Source organism: Gottfriedia luciferensis, from assembly GCF_001712755.1.
GTDB classification, from domain to species: domain Bacteria; phylum Bacillota; class Bacilli; order Bacillales; family Bacillaceae_G; genus Gottfriedia; species Gottfriedia luciferensis_B.
In genome coordinates this window covers 1-19,919 of record NZ_MDKC01000013.1, presented here as the reverse complement: position 1 = coordinate 19,919, position 19,919 = coordinate 1, and the positions used below count along the sequence as shown (strand labels likewise).

Genomic DNA, 19,919 nt, shown 5'->3' with positions numbered 1-19,919 from the left:
AACTACAAATATGAACAAATGTAATAATAGTTTAATTTAATATCGAACATTGCTTGACGAAAGTATAAATTGTTTAAATTTTGCATAAACTAATACTACTCTCTTAAATGAAAAGTAGGCGATATTATGCAATTTTCAGCAAATCCTTTGCGTAACCTATTCAAGGATGATTATTCTGTATTTCTAGATGACGAAAACGCTATTAACAGATTTGCAGATCGTTTATGTAAGTCGCTTCCAAGTGTACACACTAAAGAAATCGTTTTTGTATGTATTGGAACTGACCGTTCTACGGGAGACTCTTTAGGTCCTTTAGTTGGAACCATGTTAGGAGAATTAAACTTAAGTAGGTTTCATTATTATGGTACTCTTGATGAGCCAATTCATGCGTTAAATCTTTCAGAACAACTTGAAAGAATTAAAGGCAAGTATAACAATCCATTTATCATTGCTGTAGATGCATGTTTAGGCAGAGTAAAAAGTATTGGTAGCGTACGTTTATCCAATGGTCCGTTAAAACCTGGTGCAGCAATGAAAAAAGAATTACCTTTAGTTGGCGAAATTAATTTAACCGGAGTTGTAAATGTTAGTGGATTTATGGAATTCTACGTTCTACAAAATACTAGATTAAGCCTTGTAATGAAAATGGCTAAGTTTATTGCGAATTCAATTAAAGAAACTGAAAGAAAATTTACCTGTCAATTAGATTTTTAACATAATAGTTTCCTAACTTTCAATTAAAAAAGGTCAGATAAAAACAAAAAGGGAGTATTAACTGCATTGGAAGCCAACACATTTAATATTCCCTATGAATAACTCATTTTATAATTGAAAGAATTCTCTCCAAATCCTCTTTGTTAAAGAATTGGATTTCTATTTTCCCTTTATCTTTAGCCGATTTAATTTTAACTGACGTTCCGAACTTTTCCTGTAAAAGATCCTCATATTCACTAAAAAATATGTTTTTAGTCGGGGTTTTCTTTGATGTTTCACGTGAAACATTTTCATTTAGCTCATTGACTAACGTTTCAACCTCACGAACACTTAGGTTTTTTTCAATTACTTTTAGTGCGGTACCTTCAATTAATCCTTTTCGTTTTAATCCTAAAAGTGCTCTTCCATGACCCATTGAGAGCGTGCCTTCTTCAACCATTTTTTGAACAGAGTTAGGTAAGGTTAAAATTCTTAAATAGTTAGCAATATGTGGACGACTTTTTCCAAGTTTCTTTGCTAATTGTTCTTGTGTTAAGTGTAATTGTTCAATTAAAGTTTGATATGCTTCAGCCTCTTCAAGAGGATTTAAATCATCTCGCTGTAAATTTTCTAATACAGCTAGCTCCATCATTTGCTCTTCAGTAAGGTCTCTTACAATAACTGGTACTGTATTTAAACCCGCATTTTTTGCAGCGCGATATCGTCTTTCTCCAGCAACGATTTGGAAGCCCTTTATGCTTTTTCTAGCAATGATTGGTTGAAGAATACCATGTTCAATCACTGACTGAGTTAATTCTAACATTGCAGTTTCATCAAATACTTTGCGAGGTTGGTATGGGTTAGGTCTAAGTTCTTTTAAATCAATTTCCTGAACTAACTCTTCTTGCTGGTTTATATCTTGAAAAAATGCTCCAATACCTTTACCTAAACCTTTAGCCATTATCAATCACTTCCTTTGCTAGATCGAGATATACTTCTGCACCTCTTGACTTTGGATCATAAGTAATGATCGGTTTACCATGACTTGGTGCTTCACTTAAGCGTACATTTCTTGGAATAATTGATTTATAGACGCGATCTTGGAAATATTTTTTTACTTCTTCTATAACTTGGAGCCCTAAATTTGTACGAGCATCTAGCATTGTTAGCAAAACGCCTTCAATTGCTAAATTTTTATTTAAATGTTTTTGTACTAAACGTACAGTACTTAATAACTGACTTAAACCTTCAAGTGCGTAATACTCACACTGAACTGGAATAATAATTGAATCAGATGCAGTTAGTGAGTTTAAAGTTAATAACCCTAGTGATGGAGGACAATCTATTAAAATATAATCATAGTTACCTTTTACAGTATCTAAAGCACGCTTTAATCGTACTTCTCTAGAAATAGTAGGTACTAATTCAATTTCTGCTCCAGCAAGTTGAATTGTTGCTGGAATAATATCAAAATTTGGAATAGCAGTGTTTAAAATGACATTTTTCGCCTCAACGTCATCAACTAATACATTGTAAACACACTGATTTACATCAGCTTTTTCAATTCCAATACCACTAGTTGCATTACCTTGGGGATCTATATCGACTAGTAATACTTTTTTTCCTAAGTGAGCTAAACAAGCACTTAAATTTACTGATGTTGTAGTCTTACCAACACCACCTTTTTGATTAGCTATAGAGATTACTTTAACCACTATGTAATCTACTCCTTCCACAACAAACAATTCTTATTTTCTATTTTACCATGAATAGATTCATCGTTGTGTCTAGATTTAAAAATGAATAAAAAAATTCACCACTTAAAAGAGGTGAATTTAATGTTTATTTTTTTGGTATTTTAATTGTAATTTGATAATAGTCATCATGTTCTTCTTCTTGACTATCAATATTCATGCCTGTTTTAGTAACCATTTGTAAAGATTCACGGATCGTATTCATCGCAATTCTAATGTCTTTACTAATGGCCTTAAATTTACGTTTAGCTTTTGGCTTTTTCTCAGTAAGTAATGTAACGACTCGTTCTTCAGTTTGTTTAACATTTAACTGTTTTTCAATTATTTCTTGAAGAAGAGTAATTTGTAGTTGAGGCAACTTTAATGGAATAAGTGCTCTTGCATGACGTTCCGTAATCGACTTATCCAATAATGCTTGTTGTATTTCTCCTGGAAGTTTCAACAATCTCAGTTTATTTGCAACAGTCGATTGACCTTTACCTAATCGCTGAGCTAAAGCCTCTTGAGTTAAGTTATGTAAATCAATTAGTTTTTGGTAAGCTACGGCTTCTTCAAAAGGAGATAGTTCTTCACGTTGTAAGTTTTCAATCAGAGCGACGGAGGCAGTCTCTGTATCGTTAAATGTTTTCACTATTGCAGGAATTGTATCCCAACCTAAAGATGAAACGGCTCTGAATCTTCTTTCCCCGGCAATTATTTCATAAAAGTTTGGTCTAATTTCCCTAACAACAATTGGTTGAATAATACCATGAGTTCGAATCGTTAGCGCTAGTTCTTTAATTTTTTCATCATCAAAGAATGTTCTAGGCTGATACTGATTCGGTACAATGTCCGATACTGGAATTTGGCGAATAACTTCATTACTCGAAACCGAATTTTCATTAATTTCTTTTTCTGATAAGCCAAATAACCTAGATAATGTGCTTTTCAATGTGATTCCCACCCTTTTAGAATTTCGTTCACAATAGAATAAACATAACAAATGTTTCACGTGAAACATTTGTTAGTTTATCATATTAAACCTCTAATGGTTCTTTACCAGGGGTACCCGGTTTGCGAGGGTACTTAGTTGGCGTTTTGCGTTTCTTTTCTACTATAACAATATTTCGATCACTGTCTTCGCTTGGGAGAGTAAAGTGATTAATTGATTTAACTTCTCCACCAAGTGTTTTTATAGCATAATTTGCTTTATCCAACTCTTCTTGACCAGCTGCGCCTTTAAGTGCAACAAAATGGCCATTCGGTCTAACAAGTGGTAAGCATAATTCAGTTAACACAGACATTCTAGCAACTGCTCTAGCAGTTACAACATCGAAAGATTCTCTCATACCAGTTCTTTTAGCAAAAGTTTCTGCTCGATCATGAATAAATGATACATTCTCTAATTGTAATTCCTTCGCTAAATGGTTTAGAAATGTAATCCTTTTTTGAAGGGAGTCTACGATCGTTAATTTGATAGATGGGAAACATATTTTAATTGGGATAGAAGGGAAGCCCGCTCCTGCACCAATATCACATAAAGTAATTTCATCAGCGAAGTCAAAATAAAAGGCAGCGCTAATTGAATCATAAAAATGCTTTAAATATACTTCTTCTTCTTCTGTAATAGCAGTTAAGTTCATTTTATTATTCCACTCAACTAATGTGTGGAAATATATATCAAATTGTTTTAATTGAAAATCAGACAAATGGATTCCTTTATCTTTAAGAGCAGCGATAAATTGTTCTTTATTCACTAGTAATACCCCTATCTATTATTAGTTCGATATTCTTGCAATTTTTCCTTGTTCTAAATAAACAAGTAGAATTGAAATATCTGCTGGATTAACACCAGATATACGAGAAGCTTGACCTACTGATAGAGGACGCACTTGCTCAAGCTTTTGTCTTGCCTCAGTAGCAAGGCCATGAATAGCTTGATAATCGATATTTTCAGGGATTTTCTTTAAATCCATTCTTTTCATACGTTCTACTTGATTTAATGATTTTTCAATATAACCTTCATACTTAATTTGTATTTCAACTTGCTCTTTAACATCCGAATGTAAGTCTTTTTCAGATGGAGAAAGAAGATGGATATGCTCATAAAGCATTTCAGGACGACGTAAAAGATCTGCTGCACGAATGCCATCTTTCAGTTCACTACCACCATTTTTTGCGATTAATTCCTGTACTTCTTTTGTTGGTCTTAATTGTGTTGTTTTTAAGCGCTCTATTTCTTCTTCAATTAACATTTTCTTTTGTTCAAACTCTGCATATCTTTCATCGTTTATTAAACCAAGTCTTTGACCGATTTTAGTTAAACGTAAATCGGCATTATCGTGACGTAATAATAATCGATATTCTGCTCTAGAAGTAAGAAGACGGTATGGTTCATTTGTCCCTTTCGTTACTAGATCATCTATTAAAACACCAATGTAAGCTTCAGAGCGATCTAAAATTAACTCTTCTTTATCTAGTGAACGACATGCAGCGTTAATTCCTGCGATTAAACCTTGACCGGCTGCTTCTTCATAACCCGAAGTTCCGTTAATTTGACCAGCAGTATACAGATTCTTAATTTGCTTAAGTTCCAATGTTGGCCATAATTGAGTAGGTACTATCGCGTCATATTCAATTGCATATCCAGTTCTCATCATTTGAACATTTTCAAGACCTGCAATTGAACGCAGCATCTTTTCCTGTACATCTTCAGGTAAACTAGTTGATAATCCTTGCACATAAACTTCTTGAGTATTTCTTCCTTCTGGCTCTAAGAAAATTTGATGTCTCGGTTTATCATTAAATCGGACAACTTTATCCTCAATAGAAGGACAATAACGTGGCCCAGTACCTTTAATCATACCAGAGTACATCGGCGAACGGTGTAAGTTATCGTCGATGATTTGATGTGTAGTTTCACTTGTATAAGTTAACCAACAAGGAATTTGTTCTGTTTCAACTGGTTCTGTTTCAAATGAAAATGCACGAGGTACATCATCGCCAGGTTGTATTTCTGTTTTTGAATAATCAATACTATGACTATTTACACGAGGAGGCGTACCTGTTTTAAAACGAACAAGTTCAATCCCTAATTCCTCTAAGTGCTCAGAAAGCTTAATTGCTGGCTGTTGGTTATTAGGACCACTTGAGTATTTTAATTCTCCTACAATAATTTCTCCGCGTAAAAAAGTACCTGTTGTAATGACAACTGTTTTTGAACGATAAATAGCACCAGTTTGTGTAATTACACCTGTACATTGTCCATCTTCTACAATTAATCTTTCTACTAATCCTTGCTTTAGTGTTAGATTCTCCGTATTTTCAATGGTTTTCTTTAATTCGTGTTGATAAGCAAATTTATCCGCTTGAGCACGCAATGCGCGTACTGCCGGACCTTTACCCGTATTTAACATTCTCATTTGAATATGTGTTTTATCGATATTTCGACCCATTTCACCGCCAAGTGCATCAATTTCACGTACAACAATCCCCTTGGCAGGACCACCTACTGACGGGTTACAAGGCATAAATGCGACCATATCAAGATTTATTGTCAGCATTAGTGTTTTTGCACCCATTCGAGCAGATGACAAACCGGCTTCACATCCAGCATGACCAGCTCCAATAACGATTACATCATAATTGCCTGCTTCAAAACTCATCTTTTCTCCTCCTAACCATTATTTCCCTAAACAGAATTGAGAAAATAGCTGGTTGATTAAACTTTCCTGAACTGTATCTCCAACGATTTCACCTAACAATTCCCATGCTCTTGTTAAGTCAATCTGTACTAAGTCAATCGGCATACCATTTTTCATGGCCTCAATCGCGTCATTGATTGTCTGTTCTGATTGCTTTAATAGCGCAATATGTCTAGCATTAGATAAATAAGTTAAATCTTGTGCCTCAATTTGCCCTTCAAAATATAAGTCGGCTATTGCTTTTTCTAAATCATCAATTCCTTTTTCTTCTTTTAAGGAAGTTGTAACAACTTTAGCATTACCAACTAACGCCTTTACTTCATTCAGATCGAGCTTTTGTGGCAAATCTGTTTTGTTAATGATCACAATTACGTCTTTACCGCTCATTTCGACAAACAATTTACGATCTTCTTCACTTAATTGCTCATTATTATTTAAAACAAATAAAACTAAATCAGCTAAGTTCAATACTTTTTTAGATCTTTCTACACCAATTGCTTCTACAACATCCTTAGTTTCACGAATACCGGCTGTATCAATTAGGCGTAATGGCACACCTTTTACATTAACGTATTCTTCAATTACATCACGTGTTGTACCTGGAATATCAGTAACAATTGCTTTGCTTTCCTGGACAAGTGTATTTAAAAGAGACGATTTCCCAACATTAGGTCTACCAATAATGACAGTAGATAGTCCTTCACGTAAAATTTTACCTTGTTTTGATGTTTCTAGCAGTTTTTGTATTTCAACACGAACTGTTTTCGCTTTTTCAATTAAAACAGTATTGGTCATTTCTTCAACATCATCATATTCAGGGTAGTCAATATTTACTTCAATATGAGCTAAAATTTCAAGTAATGTTTGTCTTAAGCCATTAACTAACTTTGACAATCGACCTTCCACTTGATTCATTGCGATCGCCATTGCCCTGTCAGTCTTTGAACGAATTAAATCCATTACTGCTTCTGCCTGAGATAGGTCGATTCGTCCATTAAGAAATGCTCTTTTTGTAAATTCACCAGGCTCCGCTAATCTAGCACCTTGTGATAGTACTAATTCAAGTACTTTGTTAACCGAAAAAATTCCACCATGACAATTTATTTCGACAACATCTTCACGTGTAAACGTTTTCGGTGCCCTTAAAATCGAGACCATAACTTCCTCAACAGTATTACCCGAACTTGGATCGACTAAATGTCCGTAATGGATTGTGTGTGAATCTACTCTATTTAAATCTTTTTCTTTAAATAATTTATTCGCTATTTGAACAGCTTCATCGCCACTTAATCGAACGATGGCAATTGCACCTTCGCCTTTTGGTGTCGATATGGCTGTAATTGTATCGAATTCCATCAAAAAATCACCTCGGAGCATGTTAAACAAAAGTTAACATGTTACTTCTAAATCTATAGCATAGCATAAAGAATTTTATAATTGAATGTTTTTATATTATAACCGTACCAAAGTACAAGTAAACTTAAATGACTTGAATGAACAATATTAAAAAACCAATTAAGGCTTAGCCCTTAATTGGTTTCTTTAAATCTATAATTAATTGACGATGTGGATCTTGTCCTACAGACTTTGTAGAGATATTCGGCATATCTGTTAGTATATGATGTATAATTTTTCTTTCGAAAGAAGGCATTGGCTCTAAAGAGATCGCTTTTCTTGTTTTTAAAACTGTTTGAGCAGTCTTTTTTGCAAGAATTTCTAGCGATTCCTTACGTTTTAATCGATAATTTTCTGCATCAACGACAACATGAATCAATTGTTTTGAATGACGATTAACAAATGTTTGAACTAAGAATTGAAGAGCATTTAAAGTATTACCTCTTTTTCCAATAATAAGGGCAACCTTATCACCCTTTACTGTAAATAAGAAGGTTTGTTCTTTAGTACCTTGCAATTCGAAATTTACATCTGCAGTTTCATCAAGACTCTTAACAATATTTAAAAGGTAGTCATATGCTTTTTCGATTAAAGTCTTCTTTTTAACAACTAATACTTTAGCAGGTTTAGCACCAAATCCTAAAAATCCTTTTTTGCCGTCTTCGATTACTGTAATTTCTACGTCTTCTTCTGTTGAACTAAGTTGCTGAAGTGCTAATTGAACTGCTTGTTCGATTGTTTGACCAGTAGCAGTTACTTCTCTCACTTACTAGCCCCTCCTACATTGTTATTTTTAACGGTAGTGTTACCTCTATTAACAAATAATGTTTGAAGAATCATAAATGTGTTACCAACTACCCAATATAAAGCTAAAGCAGATGGTAGTCTAACAGCAAATATTAAAATCATGATTGGCATAACATAAAGCATGATTTTCATTTGTTGAGCAGCAGGTCCTGTCATTGAACCAGTACTCATTGATACTTTTTGTTGAATGAAAGTTGTAATACCAGCGATGATTGGTAAAGCATAAATTGGATCCGGATGTCCTAATTGGAACCATAAGAAGTCATGCGCTTTAATTTCCATTGTTCTCATAATTGCATGATAGAAAGCAATTAAGATTGGCATTTGAATAAAAATAGGTAAACAACCAGATAGCGGATTTACACCATGTTGTTGATACAACTTCATTGTTTCTTCATTTAATTTTTGGACAGTTTTTTGGTCCTTTGAAGAATATTTTTCTTTAAGTTTGGCCATTTCAGGCTGGATTGATTGCATCGCTTTTGTACTTTTAATTTGTTTAATCATTAACGGTAGTAATGCTAAACGGATTAAAAGTGTTACGACGATAATCGACATTCCATAACTTCCACCAAAAATTTTAGATACAGCTGTGATTAACCATGATAGTGGATAAACGAAATACTCATTCCAAATCCCCGTACTTTCAGACGTAATCGGTTGGTTTGTTTGCGAACACCCAGCTAACACGACTACTAATAAAAGAACTGTAACTAGCAATTGGTACTTCTTAGTCTTCAAACTAGTTCCTCCTTTAAGAAGTTACATTTAAATATGTAATTACTTAATTTGATTTTTATCTAATTTATGTTTTGAATCACGTATTTTAAGCGCTTCCGCCCTTTTCAACACATGAATTAAACTTTTTTTAAATTCATTAAAAGGTAGTTCAGTACAGGGCTTTCTTGCGATTACAACATAATCCATATTTACACGAAGATCATCACTTAATTCAGTAAGAGCTTGTCTTATATACCGCTTAATATGATTTCTTTCTACAGCATTACCTAACTTCTTACTAACAGATAATCCTATACGAAATTGCTTTTGATCTTCCTTTTTTAATGTATAGATTACAAATTGTCGATTTGCAGTTGACGATCCCTTTTGAAAAACGCGACTAAAATCTGCATTCTTTTTTATTCTGTTTTTCTTGTTCATGTTCTACTGACACCTCAAATGATTCCTTCAATTATCATAACAATTTTTTTATAAAAAATGAGGCCCTTTTTACTTACAAATTGTGACATAAAAGCAAAAAAGGCCTTCTTATTAGTGAAAAAGACCACTGTTGACAGTGGCCTACGCAGATAATACTTTTCTTCCTTTACGACGACGAGCTGCTAGAACTTTACGTCCATTTGCAGTGCTCATACGGCTACGGAAACCATGTACTTTGCTGCGTTTACGTTTGTTTGGTTGAAATGTTCTTTTCATTATATGACACCTCCCTGAGGAATTACTGTAATAGACAGTCCTATAAATTATAAAGAATAACTACTATTAATGTCAATGTAAGATGTTAAATCATGATTAATAATTATTTCCAATTTGTGAAGAATGGTTGATCCAGTGAGTTTTAATAAGAAAAAAATAAAAAAAAGTCACTTATTTTATAAAAGAAATGCGATTTACTCCTATCATTTCCCTCCAATAAATTTATAAACGATTAATCAGAGCAGAAAAATATGGTGTCGAAAGATTTTTTGAAACGCACTTTTCAGTGAATAAAAAAATCTACATAAAACTACTTCTTTCCCTTTTCTTAAAATTGTTAAGTGCTCTGTGGATAATATTTTTCTACACATTTTTTACCCACAGCAGTTACTGACAACTTTTACACAAGTCCGTTTTCTGTGGATAATTTTTTTAAACAAGTGGATTAGCATGTGGATAACATTAACTACTCATTGAAATAGCTAAAGATTTTTGATATTATTAATTTGTTTTCCACTTTGGACAAGTTGTTTTTTATTTTTATTTGTCCACAGATGTTAATAACTTGTGGACAGGTTTTACACTTGTACCATTTTTAAGTTATCCACATGGGTGAATACTGTCAAATAAAGTGGATTTTTGCAGTTTTATAAAATAACGCATATTCAAAGACATGAATAAAAATAAATACTTAATTTATGTGCTTGTACAAAAGTTGAACAAGCTTTGTAAGGAGGGATTACTGTTTGGAAAATATAGGGGATCTGTGGTCCAGGGTTCTAGCAGAAATAGAAAAAAAAATAAGTAAACCAAGCTTTGAAACATGGCTAAAATCAACAAAGGCATTTTCTTTAAAGAATGATACTTTAACAATTATTGCCCCAAATGAATTCGCTCGTGATTGGCTTGAGTCTAAGTATTCATCTTTAATAATGGATACAGTTTTAGAAATAACTGGAGCGGAATTAGAAATCAAATTTATCCTTCCTCAAAATCATGTAGAAGAAATAGAGATGAATATACCGGCCGTTAAAGCCAAAGTAAAATTTGAAGAACCAGTAGAGTTCAACCAAAGTATGTTGAACCCTAAATATACTTTTGATACTTTCGTAATTGGTTCAGGTAACCGTTTTGCCCACGCAGCATCATTAGCGGTTGCCGAGGCACCTGCAAAAGCCTATAACCCATTATTTATATATGGGGGCGTTGGGTTAGGGAAAACCCACTTAATGCACGCAATTGGACATTATGTACTCGAGCATAATCCAAATGCCAAAGTCGTTTATTTATCATCAGAAAAATTTACAAATGAGTTCATTAATTCAATTCGTGATAATAAAGCAATTGAATTTAGAAATAAGTACCGTAATGTAGACGTGTTACTTATAGACGATATTCAGTTCTTAGCTGGAAAAGAACAAACACAGGAAGAATTTTTCCATACTTTTAATACACTTCATGAAGAAAGTAAACAAATCATTATCTCAAGTGACCGACCACCTAAAGAAATTCCTACATTAGAAGATCGACTTCGCTCACGATTTGAATGGGGCCTTATTACAGATATCACACCACCAGATTTAGAAACTAGGATTGCGATTTTACGTAAAAAGGCTAAGGCTGAGGGGTTAGATATTCCAAATGAGGTAATGTTATATATTGCAAATCAAATTGATACAAATATCCGTGAATTAGAAGGAGCACTTATTCGTGTAGTTGCTTATTCATCGTTAATTAATAAGGATATAAATGCTAGCGTGGCCGCTGAAGCCTTAAAGAATTTAATTACAGCGACGAGGCCTAAAACAGTATCAATACATGACATTCAACGAACAGTTGGAGAAGTTTTTAGTATTAAATTAGAGGATTTTAAAGCAAAGAAACGTACAAAATCCGTAGCCTTCCCAAGACAGATTGCAATGTATCTTTCAAGAGAGCTGACAGACCATTCTTTACCTAAAATAGGAGAAGAGTTTGGAGGACGAGATCATACAACTGTTATTCATGCGCATGAAAAAATCTCAAAATTAGTCGAAACTGACTCACAGCTGCAATCTCAAATTAAAGAAATCAATGAAAAATTAAATCAGTAGAGTTATTTACCTGTGCATAACTTTCTCTCTTTTTTACACAGTCTATCCACATGTTGATAGACTTATTTTTCTTTAATAAATTATAGTTATCCACAAATTCACAGGCCCTACTACTATTACTATATTATTTTATAAATTATATAAGGAGTACAAACAATGAAATTTACTGTACAAAAAGATCATCTTGTTAAAGCTGTACAAGAAGTTATGAGAGCTGTTTCATCAAGAACAACTATTCCAATCTTAACTGGTATTAAATTAGTCGTTACAAATGAAGGACTAACTTTCACAGGTAGTGATTCAGATATATCTATAGAATCTTATTTACCAATAGTATTAGATGATCAGCAACTAGTTGATGTAAAACGAACTGGAAGCATTGTATTAAATGCTCGATATTTTAGTGATATTGTAAAAAAATTACCTTCAGATTTTGTCGAATTAGAGTCTGATAATAATTATGTAACAACAATAAGAGCCGGAAAAACTGAATTTAGCTTAAATGGCTTTGACTCTGAGGAATATCCACTACTTCCTCAGATTGAAGAACATGAAACAATTTCTATTTCTGCAGATTTATTAAAATTTATGATTCGTCAAACTGTATTTGCAGTATCAACTTCAGAAACTAGACCAATTTTAACTGGTGTAAACTGGAAGATTGAAAATGGTGATCTAACGTGTATAGCGACAGATAGCCATCGATTAGCTTTAAGACAAGCTAAAATTGACGGAAGTTCTATAACAAGTGAATTTAAAGCTAGCGTAGTAATTCCTGGGAAAAGTCTAAATGAATTAAGTAAAATTCTAGATGACAATAATGAAAAAGTAGAAATCGTCTTAACAGAACATCAAGCTTTATTTAAGACAAAACATCTATTGTTCTTTACTCGACTATTAGAAGGTAATTATCCTGACACATCAAAGTTAATTCCAAGTGAAAGTAAAACGGAACTAACTGTAATGACGAAAGAATTCTTACAAGCAATTGATCGTGCTTCTTTATTAGCAAGAGAAGGTAGAAATAATGTTGTTCACTTAGAAACAGTTGGCAGCTCAGTGGTCAATATTTCCTCTTATTCTCCTGAAATCGGTAAAGTAGTAGACGAAATTGTTTGCGAGGATATTAAAGGTGAAGAGTTAAAAATCTCTTTTAGTGCGAAGTATGTTATGGATGCATTAAAAGCAATAGAAAGCCCAGAAATTTATATTCAATTTACGGGGGCAATGAGACCATTTTTAATTCGTACTGTAAATGATTCAAGAACATTGCAATTAATTTTACCAGTTCGCACATACTAGTTAGTAATTTCTATCGAAAGGGGCTGGCCTAATAGAATGTACTAGCAATCTCCAAAGGGCAGAATAAATAAAGAATTTATTCTACAAATTTGTTTGGGGAGTGCATAGTACATTTAGGTCAGTCTTTTTGTACTTAATAGACAAAATAAGGGTTAAGTGTTTTTTTTCTTATAGAAGTTTAGTACAATTAAGGAATGGATAAATGAGGGTGATAAAAAATGAAAACAGAAAAAGTTAAAATAAATACAGAATATATTACATTAGGCCAATTTTTAAAGCTTGCGGGTGTAATTGATACAGGTGGAATGGCTAAATGGTTTCTATCGGAGCATGAAATCTTTGTAAACAATGAACCTGAGAATAGAAGAGGAAAAAAATTAGTTTTAAATGATACAATTTCTATAACTGGAAAAGGTTCGTATATTATAACTTCATAAGTTTTGGGGGAATCCCATTGTATATTAAAGATTTACAGCTAAAACAATATCGTAATTATGAAAAACTTGAGTTGAATTTTCAAAATAATGTTAATGTCATTATTGGTGAGAATGCTCAAGGTAAAACAAATTTAATGGAATCCATTTATGTGCTAGCTTTAACAAAGTCCCATCGAACAAGCAACGACAAAGAAATGATACGGTGGGATGAAGAATATGGTACAATAAAGGGTACGTTACAGAAAAAAAATCAGCAAGTAACACTACAGCTAATCCTCTCAAAGAAAGGTAAGAAAGCAAAGCTGAACCATCTTGAGCAGATGAAGTTAAGTCAATATATAGGCGTGATGAATGTCGTTATGTTTGCACCGGAAGATTTACATTTAGTAAAAGGTAGTCCGCAAGTGCGTCGTAAATTCCTAGATATGGAACTAGGACAAGTTTCGCCTGTTTACCTACATGAACTAAGTCAGTACCAGAGAATCCTCCAACAGCGAAATTCACTACTAAAAACATTACAAACTAGCCGAGATCGGAACTATTTAATGCTTGAAGTCCTAACATCTCAGCTTGTAAAACATGCCGTAAAAATAATTGAAAAACGAATTTCGTTCATCAAATTACTACAGGATTGGGCATCGCCTATTCATAGTCAAATTTCTAGAGAGACCGAAAAGCTAGAAATTATATATAAACCAAGCATTAATGTATCAGATTTAACAGATTTGACGAAAATGGAAGATGAGTACATAAAACTATTCGAAGCTGAAAAAGAGCGTGAAGTATCAAGAGGTACTACATTGCTTGGTCCGCATAGAGATGATTTGGTTTTTATGGTAAATGATAAAAACGTTCAAACTTTTGGATCGCAAGGACAGCAGCGGACAACAGCTCTTTCATTAAAACTAGCAGAAATTGAACTGATTAAAGAGGAAGTTGGAGAATATCCCATACTTTTATTAGATGATGTCCTTTCAGAGCTAGATGACTATCGTCAAACACACTTATTAAATGCAATTCAAAATAAAGTACAGACTTTTGTCACAACAACAAGTGTCGACGGGATTCAGCACGAAACGATAAAACAAGCTAATATTATAAATGTTTCACATGGAACAATTATAAGTACTTCTCGATAAATAATTTATGAAATTTCTACTACGCCGCCTAAAAAGCATAGCTGAAATTTACTAATTCTTTTATGTAAAATAAAAAAAGTAGGTGAGTGTTCATGACAATGGATCAAAAGATGCAAGAACATAATTATGATGAAAATCAGATACAAGTTCTTGAAGGTTTAGAAGCCGTACGTAAAAGACCGGGTATGTATATCGGTTCTACGAGCGGAAAAGGATTACATCACTTAGTATGGGAAATCGTTGATAATAGTATAGATGAGGCATTGGCTGGATACTGTGATGAGATTAATTTAACGATTGAAGAAGATAATAGTATTACTGTTAAAGATAATGGCCGTGGGATTCCAGTAGGTATCCATGAAAAAATGGGTAGACCTGCACTAGAAGTAATTATGACGGTACTTCATGCGGGTGGAAAATTTGGCGGTGGTGGATACAAAGTATCTGGTGGATTACACGGGGTTGGTGCTTCAGTAGTAAATGCACTGTCTACTTTGCTAGAAGTTCACGTTCATCGTGAAGGTACTATTTATTATCAACAATTTTCTAAAGGTATACCTGTTGAAGATATGAGTATCGTTGGTGAAACTGATGTTACAGGTACGATTACTCATTTTAAACCTGATGTAGAAATTTTCACTGAAACGACAGTTTATGACTTTGATACATTAGCAAACCGTTTAAGAGAACTAGCATTCCTTAATAGAGGTATTCGCTTAACAATTGAAGACCGTAGAGAAAATAAACAAAAGAAAGAATTCCATTATGAAGGTGGAATTAAATCTTACGTTGAACATTTAAACCGTTCTAAAGAAGTAATACATGACGAACCAATTTTTGTTATTGGTGAAAAAGATGGAATTAGTGTAGAAATTGCACTTCAATATAACGAAAGCTATACAAGTAATATTTACTCATTCACGAATAATATTAATACACACGAAGGTGGTACGCACGAGGTTGGGTTTAAAACAGCTTTAACTCGTGTAATTAATGATTATGGTCGTAAGAATGGTTTAATTAAGGATCAAGATAGCAACTTATCTGGTGAGGATGTACGTGAAGGATTAACAGCAATCGTTTCTATTAAACATCCAGATCCACAGTTTGAGGGACAAACAAAAACTAAATTAGGTAATAGTGAAGTTCGTACGATTACTGAGCAAGTTTTTGGAGAAAAACTTGAAAAGTTTTTATTAGAGAATCCAACAGAAGCTAAAAAAATAGTTGAAAAAGGTTTAATGGCGGCTAGAGCGCGTGTTGCTGCTAAGAAGGCTCGTGAGTTAACAAGAAGAAAAAGTGCTTTAGAAGTATCAAGTTTACCTGGGAAATTAGCAGATTGTTCTTCAAAAGATTCTTCTATTAGCGAAATTTATATCGTTGAGGGTGATTCAGCGGGTGGAAGTGCAAAACAAGGACGAGACCGTCACTTCCAAGCAATTCTTCCTTTACGTGGAAAAATTATTAATGTAGAAAAAGCTCGACTTGATAAAATTTTATCAAATAACGAGGTGCGTTCAATGATTACTGCTTTTGGTACCGGAATCGGTGATGATTTCGATATCGAGAAAGCACGATATCATAAAATTATATTGATGACGGATGCTGATGTAGATGGTGCCCACATCCGTACTTTATTGTTAACGTTCTTATATCGTTATATGCGTCAAATCATTGAAAGTGGTTATATTTATATTGCTCAACCACCTTTATATAAGATCCAGCAAGGGAAAAAAATACAATATGCTTATAATGATCGACAAATGAATGAGATTATGTCGACTTTAAATGCAGTACCAAAACCTGTTATTCAACGATATAAAGGTCTAGGTGAAATGAACCCTGATCAGTTATGGGAAACTACAATGAATCCAGAAACTAGAACGTTACTACAAGTTAACCTTCAAGATGCTATCGAAGCGGATGAAACGTTTGAAACGTTAATGGGCGAAAAAGTGGAGCCAAGACGTAACTTTATTCAAGATAACGCTAAGTATGTAAAGAATTTAGATATTTAATATGTATTTGTAAGGAGCTTTTATGCTCCTTTTCTCAGGTAGATACGGAAACTAAAGGGAGGTGCCGATGTTGAGTGAAAATCAACAAATTAAAGAAATAAATATTAGTCATGAAATGCGTAATTCCTTCCTAGATTATGCAATGAGTGTAATTGTTTCTCGAGCGTTACCAGATGTACGAGACGGCCTTAAGCCTGTGCATAGAAGAATTTTATATGCAATGAATGATTTAGGTATGACAGCTGATAAAGCCTATAAAAAGTCAGCGCGTATCGTTGGTGAAGTAATTGGTAAGTATCACCCGCATGGTGATTCTGCTGTATATGAAACAATGGTACGTATGGCTCAGGACTTTAACTTCAGATATATGTTAGTAGATGGCCATGGGAATTTTGGATCAGTTGATGGAGACGCGGCGGCGGCGATGCGTTATACAGAAGCTAGAATGTCTAAAATTTCGATGGAATTGATTCGTGATATTAATAAAAACACGATTGATTATCAAGATAACTATGATGGTTCAGAAAGAGAGCCAATCGTTCTTCCTGCACGATTCCCTAACTTGTTGGTAAACGGAGCAACGGGTATAGCGGTTGGTATGGCTACGAATATTCCTCCTCACCAATTAGGTGAAGTAATTGATGGTGTACTTGCATTAAGTAAAGACCCCGAAATCACTACACAAGAATTAATGGAATATATTCAAGGTCCTGATTTTCCTACATCAGGTATGATTTTAGGTAAAAGCGGAATCCGTAAGGCCTATGAAACTGGTAAAGGTTCGATCATCATTCGAGGGAAAGTTGAAATTGAAGAAAAAGCAAATGGCAGACAAACGATTATTGTTACAGAATTACCATATCAGGTAAATAAAGCCAAGCTTGTTGAACGAATTGCTGAACTAGTTCGAGATAAGAAAATTGAAGGTATTACTGATTTACGTGATGAATCTGACAGAAATGGTATGCGTATTGTCATTGAAGTTAGAAGAGACGCGAACGCAAATGTACTTTTAAATAATCTTTATAAACAAACTGCTCTTCAAACAAGTTTTGGTATTAATTTATTAGCACTTGTTAATGGTGAACCAAAAGTTCTATCTCTAAAGAGCTGTTTAAAACACTATTTAGACCATCAAATTGTTGTTATTAAACGTAGAACACAGTTTGAGTTGGAAAAAGCAGAAGCGCGTGCACATATTTTAGAAGGTTTAAAAGTTGCTTTAGACCATTTAGATGCGGTAATTAGCTTAATTAGAGCTTCTCAAACAGGAGAAATCGCTAAACATGGCTTAATGGAAACTTTTAATTTATCTGAAAAGCAAGCTCAAGCAATCTTAGATATGAGGTTACAACGTTTAACTGGTTTAGAGCGCGAGAAAATTGAAGAAGAATATCAAGAGCTAATCAAGTTAATTGCAGAATTAAGAGAAATTCTTGCAAATGAGGAAAGAGTTCTTGAAATTATTCGAGAAGAATTAACTCAGCTAAAAGAGCAGTATAATGATAAACGAAGAACAGCAATAGTTCCTGGTGGATTAGAAATCATTGAAGATGAAGACTTAATACCAGTGGAGAATATCATTTTAAGTTTAACTCATAATGGATATATTAAACGTCTTCCAGTTTCTACTTACCGATCTCAACGTAGAGGTGGACGTGGTATTCAAGGAATGGGTACTAATAATGATGACTTCTTAGAGCACTTACTAACAACTTCAACACATGATACTATTTTATTCTTTACGAATAAGGGAAAAGTATACCGTTCAAAAGGTTATGAGATTCCAGAGTATAGCCGTACAGCTAAAGGATTACCTATCGTAAACTTACTTGAAATCGATCGCGATGAAAATATTAACGCTATTATTCCAGTAAGTGAATTTTTAGAGAATTGGTACCTATTCTTTACAACAAAACAAGGAATAGCAAAACGTGTACCTTTATCTGCCTTTGCAAACATTCGTACTAACGGGTTAATTGCAATTAATTTAAAAGAAGATGATGACGTAATATCGGTACGTTTAACTGACGGAACAAAAGATATTGTTGTCGGTACTTCAAAAGGTATGATGATCCGTTTTAATGAAGATGATGTTAGATCGATGGGAAGAACGGCAACAGGTGTTAAAGCAATTACACTTTCTGATGATGATTATGTTGTTGGAATGGAAGTTGTTGAAGAGCATTTAGATATTCTTGTTGTCACGGAACTAGGTTATGGTAAGCGAACTGCACAGGAAGAATACCGAATTCAAAGTCGTGGTGGTAAAGGTCTAAAAACGCTTAATGTTACAGATAAAAACGGTAAAATGATTTCGTTAAAATGTGTAAGTGACGAAGAGGATTTAATGTTAATTACTGAGTCTGGTGTAATGATTCGTATGCCAATTGACCAAATTTCACGTTTAGGTCGAGTTACTCAAGGTGTTAAATTAATTAAACTTGATCAAGAAGGTCATGTTGCGACTGTAGCAATTGCTGCGAAAGAAGAAGAGGAAATTGATGAAGAAGCTGAAAATGAAGCTGATGAAGCAGTGACTCTTGAAAACGAAGATGAGATTGAAACAACAGAAGAGTAATTGAGCTGTGACTAGTAGAGAGAACAATTAGGTTCTCTCTTTTTTTGACTGTATATTAGTGAACTATTTTTGATTAAGAACTTACTAGTTCTATTTTGATTAGTATATCTCTATTATTTGTACTACTTTAGACAAGGGTTAAAATGCTTGAGATGAAGGGGATATTAATGAAGAATAAGGTTTTGTATTTTTTTTGAAATTATATTATAAAAACTATTGACCAAGGTTATCAGATTTGTTATTATATAGAAGTCGCCAAGAGATACGGACGACAAAGTGAACTTTGAAAACTAAACAAAACATGAAGTAAACGTCAATTATTAGTTTTTTGAGCAGTACAAGATTTAAACTTAACTTTTATGGAGAGTTTGATCCTGGCTCAGGACGAACGCTGGCGGCGTGCCTAATACATGCAAGTCGAGCGGACTAATGGGAGCTTGCTCCCATTAGTTAGCGGCGGACGGGTGAGTAACACGTGGGCAACCTACCTGTAAGACTGGGATAACTTCGGGAAACCGGAGCTAATACCGGATGACATAAAGGAACTCCTGTTCCTTTATTGAAAGATGGCCTCGGCTAT

17 protein-coding genes and 1 rRNA gene are annotated in these 19,919 nt (G+C 33.8%); 8 read left to right on the top strand and 10 right to left on the bottom strand.

The genetic code is table 11. The annotated features are described in order from the left end of the window. Positions 1-126: 126 nt before the first annotated feature. Positions 127-714: a spore protease YyaC gene (gene yyaC, locus BED47_RS10430; RefSeq protein ID WP_049813552.1), complete on the top strand. Its 588-nt coding sequence runs from the start codon at positions 127-129 to the stop codon at positions 712-714. Between the two features lie 103 nt (positions 715-817). Here yyaC and BED47_RS10425 read toward each other — a convergent pair whose 3' ends face one another. From BED47_RS10425 to rpmH, 10 genes are all read right to left on the bottom strand, one after another. Beyond that, positions 818-1,654: a ParB/RepB/Spo0J family partition protein gene (locus tag BED47_RS10425; RefSeq protein ID WP_025568953.1), complete on the bottom strand. Its 837-nt coding sequence runs from the start codon at positions 1,652-1,654 to the stop codon at positions 818-820. Next, positions 1,647-2,408, bottom strand: a complete 762-nt coding sequence (locus BED47_RS10420) for a ParA family protein (protein ID WP_025568951.1) — start codon at positions 2,406-2,408, stop codon at positions 1,647-1,649. The genes BED47_RS10425 and BED47_RS10420 overlap by 8 nt, the downstream gene beginning before the upstream one ends. 127 nt (positions 2,409-2,535) lie before the next feature. Then, a complete protein-coding gene (gene noc / locus BED47_RS10415) occupies positions 2,536-3,378 on the bottom strand; it encodes a nucleoid occlusion protein (RefSeq protein WP_025568950.1) in 843 nt (280 codons plus the stop codon). Positions 3,379-3,463: 85 nt separating this feature from the next. Continuing rightward, entirely contained in the window at positions 3,464-4,183 is a 720-nt protein-coding gene (gene rsmG / locus BED47_RS10410; RefSeq protein WP_069033643.1) for a 16S rRNA (guanine(527)-N(7))-methyltransferase RsmG, read from the bottom strand. Between the two features lie 21 nt (positions 4,184-4,204). Continuing rightward, positions 4,205-6,091 (bottom strand): tRNA uridine-5-carboxymethylaminomethyl(34) synthesis enzyme MnmG, encoded by a 1,887-nt coding sequence (gene mnmG, locus BED47_RS10405; RefSeq protein ID WP_069033642.1) that lies wholly within the window; start codon positions 6,089-6,091, stop codon positions 4,205-4,207. 18 nt (positions 6,092-6,109) lie between these two features. After that, positions 6,110-7,486 (bottom strand): tRNA uridine-5-carboxymethylaminomethyl(34) synthesis GTPase MnmE, encoded by a 1,377-nt coding sequence (gene mnmE, locus BED47_RS10400; RefSeq protein WP_069033641.1) that lies wholly within the window; start codon positions 7,484-7,486, stop codon positions 6,110-6,112. A gap of 166 nt (positions 7,487-7,652) precedes the next feature. Beyond that, entirely contained in the window at positions 7,653-8,291 is a 639-nt protein-coding gene (gene jag, locus BED47_RS10395; RefSeq protein ID WP_069033640.1) for an RNA-binding cell elongation regulator Jag/EloR, read from the bottom strand. Then, positions 8,288-9,073, bottom strand: a complete 786-nt coding sequence (gene spoIIIJ / locus BED47_RS10390; RefSeq protein ID WP_069033639.1) for a YidC family membrane integrase SpoIIIJ — start codon at positions 9,071-9,073, stop codon at positions 8,288-8,290. The genes jag and spoIIIJ overlap by 4 nt, the downstream gene beginning before the upstream one ends. Before the next feature lie 39 nt (positions 9,074-9,112). Then, entirely contained in the window at positions 9,113-9,493 is a 381-nt protein-coding gene (gene rnpA / locus BED47_RS10385) for a ribonuclease P protein component (RefSeq protein WP_069033638.1), read from the bottom strand. 141 nt (positions 9,494-9,634) lie between these two features. Then, the gene (gene rpmH / locus BED47_RS10380; RefSeq protein ID WP_056467137.1) at positions 9,635-9,769 is read right to left on the bottom strand and encodes a 50S ribosomal protein L34; all 135 of its coding nucleotides are present in this window, start codon (positions 9,767-9,769) and stop codon (positions 9,635-9,637) included. 746 nt (positions 9,770-10,515) lie between these two features. Between rpmH and dnaA the strand changes: the two genes are divergently transcribed. The 7 genes from dnaA to BED47_RS10345 all read left to right on the top strand — a co-directional run. Further along, entirely contained in the window at positions 10,516-11,862 is a 1,347-nt protein-coding gene (gene dnaA, locus BED47_RS10375; RefSeq protein WP_069033637.1) for a chromosomal replication initiator protein DnaA, read from the top strand. 156 nt (positions 11,863-12,018) lie between these two features. After that, entirely contained in the window at positions 12,019-13,164 is a 1,146-nt protein-coding gene (gene dnaN, locus BED47_RS10370; RefSeq protein ID WP_069033636.1) for a DNA polymerase III subunit beta, read from the top strand. Between the two features lie 218 nt (positions 13,165-13,382). Then, a complete protein-coding gene (yaaA, locus tag BED47_RS10365) occupies positions 13,383-13,601 on the top strand; it encodes a S4 domain-containing protein YaaA (RefSeq protein ID WP_069033635.1) in 219 nt (72 codons plus the stop codon). 17 nt (positions 13,602-13,618) lie between these two features. Continuing rightward, on the top strand, positions 13,619-14,740 hold the full coding sequence (recF, locus tag BED47_RS10360) for a DNA replication/repair protein RecF (protein ID WP_069033634.1): 1,122 nt from the start codon (positions 13,619-13,621) through the stop codon (positions 14,738-14,740). A 98-nt stretch (positions 14,741-14,838) separates the two neighbouring features. Then, entirely contained in the window at positions 14,839-16,758 is a 1,920-nt protein-coding gene (gene gyrB, locus BED47_RS10355; RefSeq protein WP_069033824.1) for a DNA topoisomerase (ATP-hydrolyzing) subunit B, read from the top strand. Positions 16,759-16,828: 70 nt separating this feature from the next. Further along, positions 16,829-19,339 (top strand): DNA gyrase subunit A, encoded by a 2,511-nt coding sequence (gene gyrA, locus BED47_RS10350; RefSeq protein ID WP_069033823.1) that lies wholly within the window; start codon positions 16,829-16,831, stop codon positions 19,337-19,339. A gap of 356 nt (positions 19,340-19,695) precedes the next feature. Next, positions 19,696-19,919: ribosomal RNA gene (locus tag BED47_RS10345) — 16S ribosomal RNA — on the top strand; the annotation flags it as partial.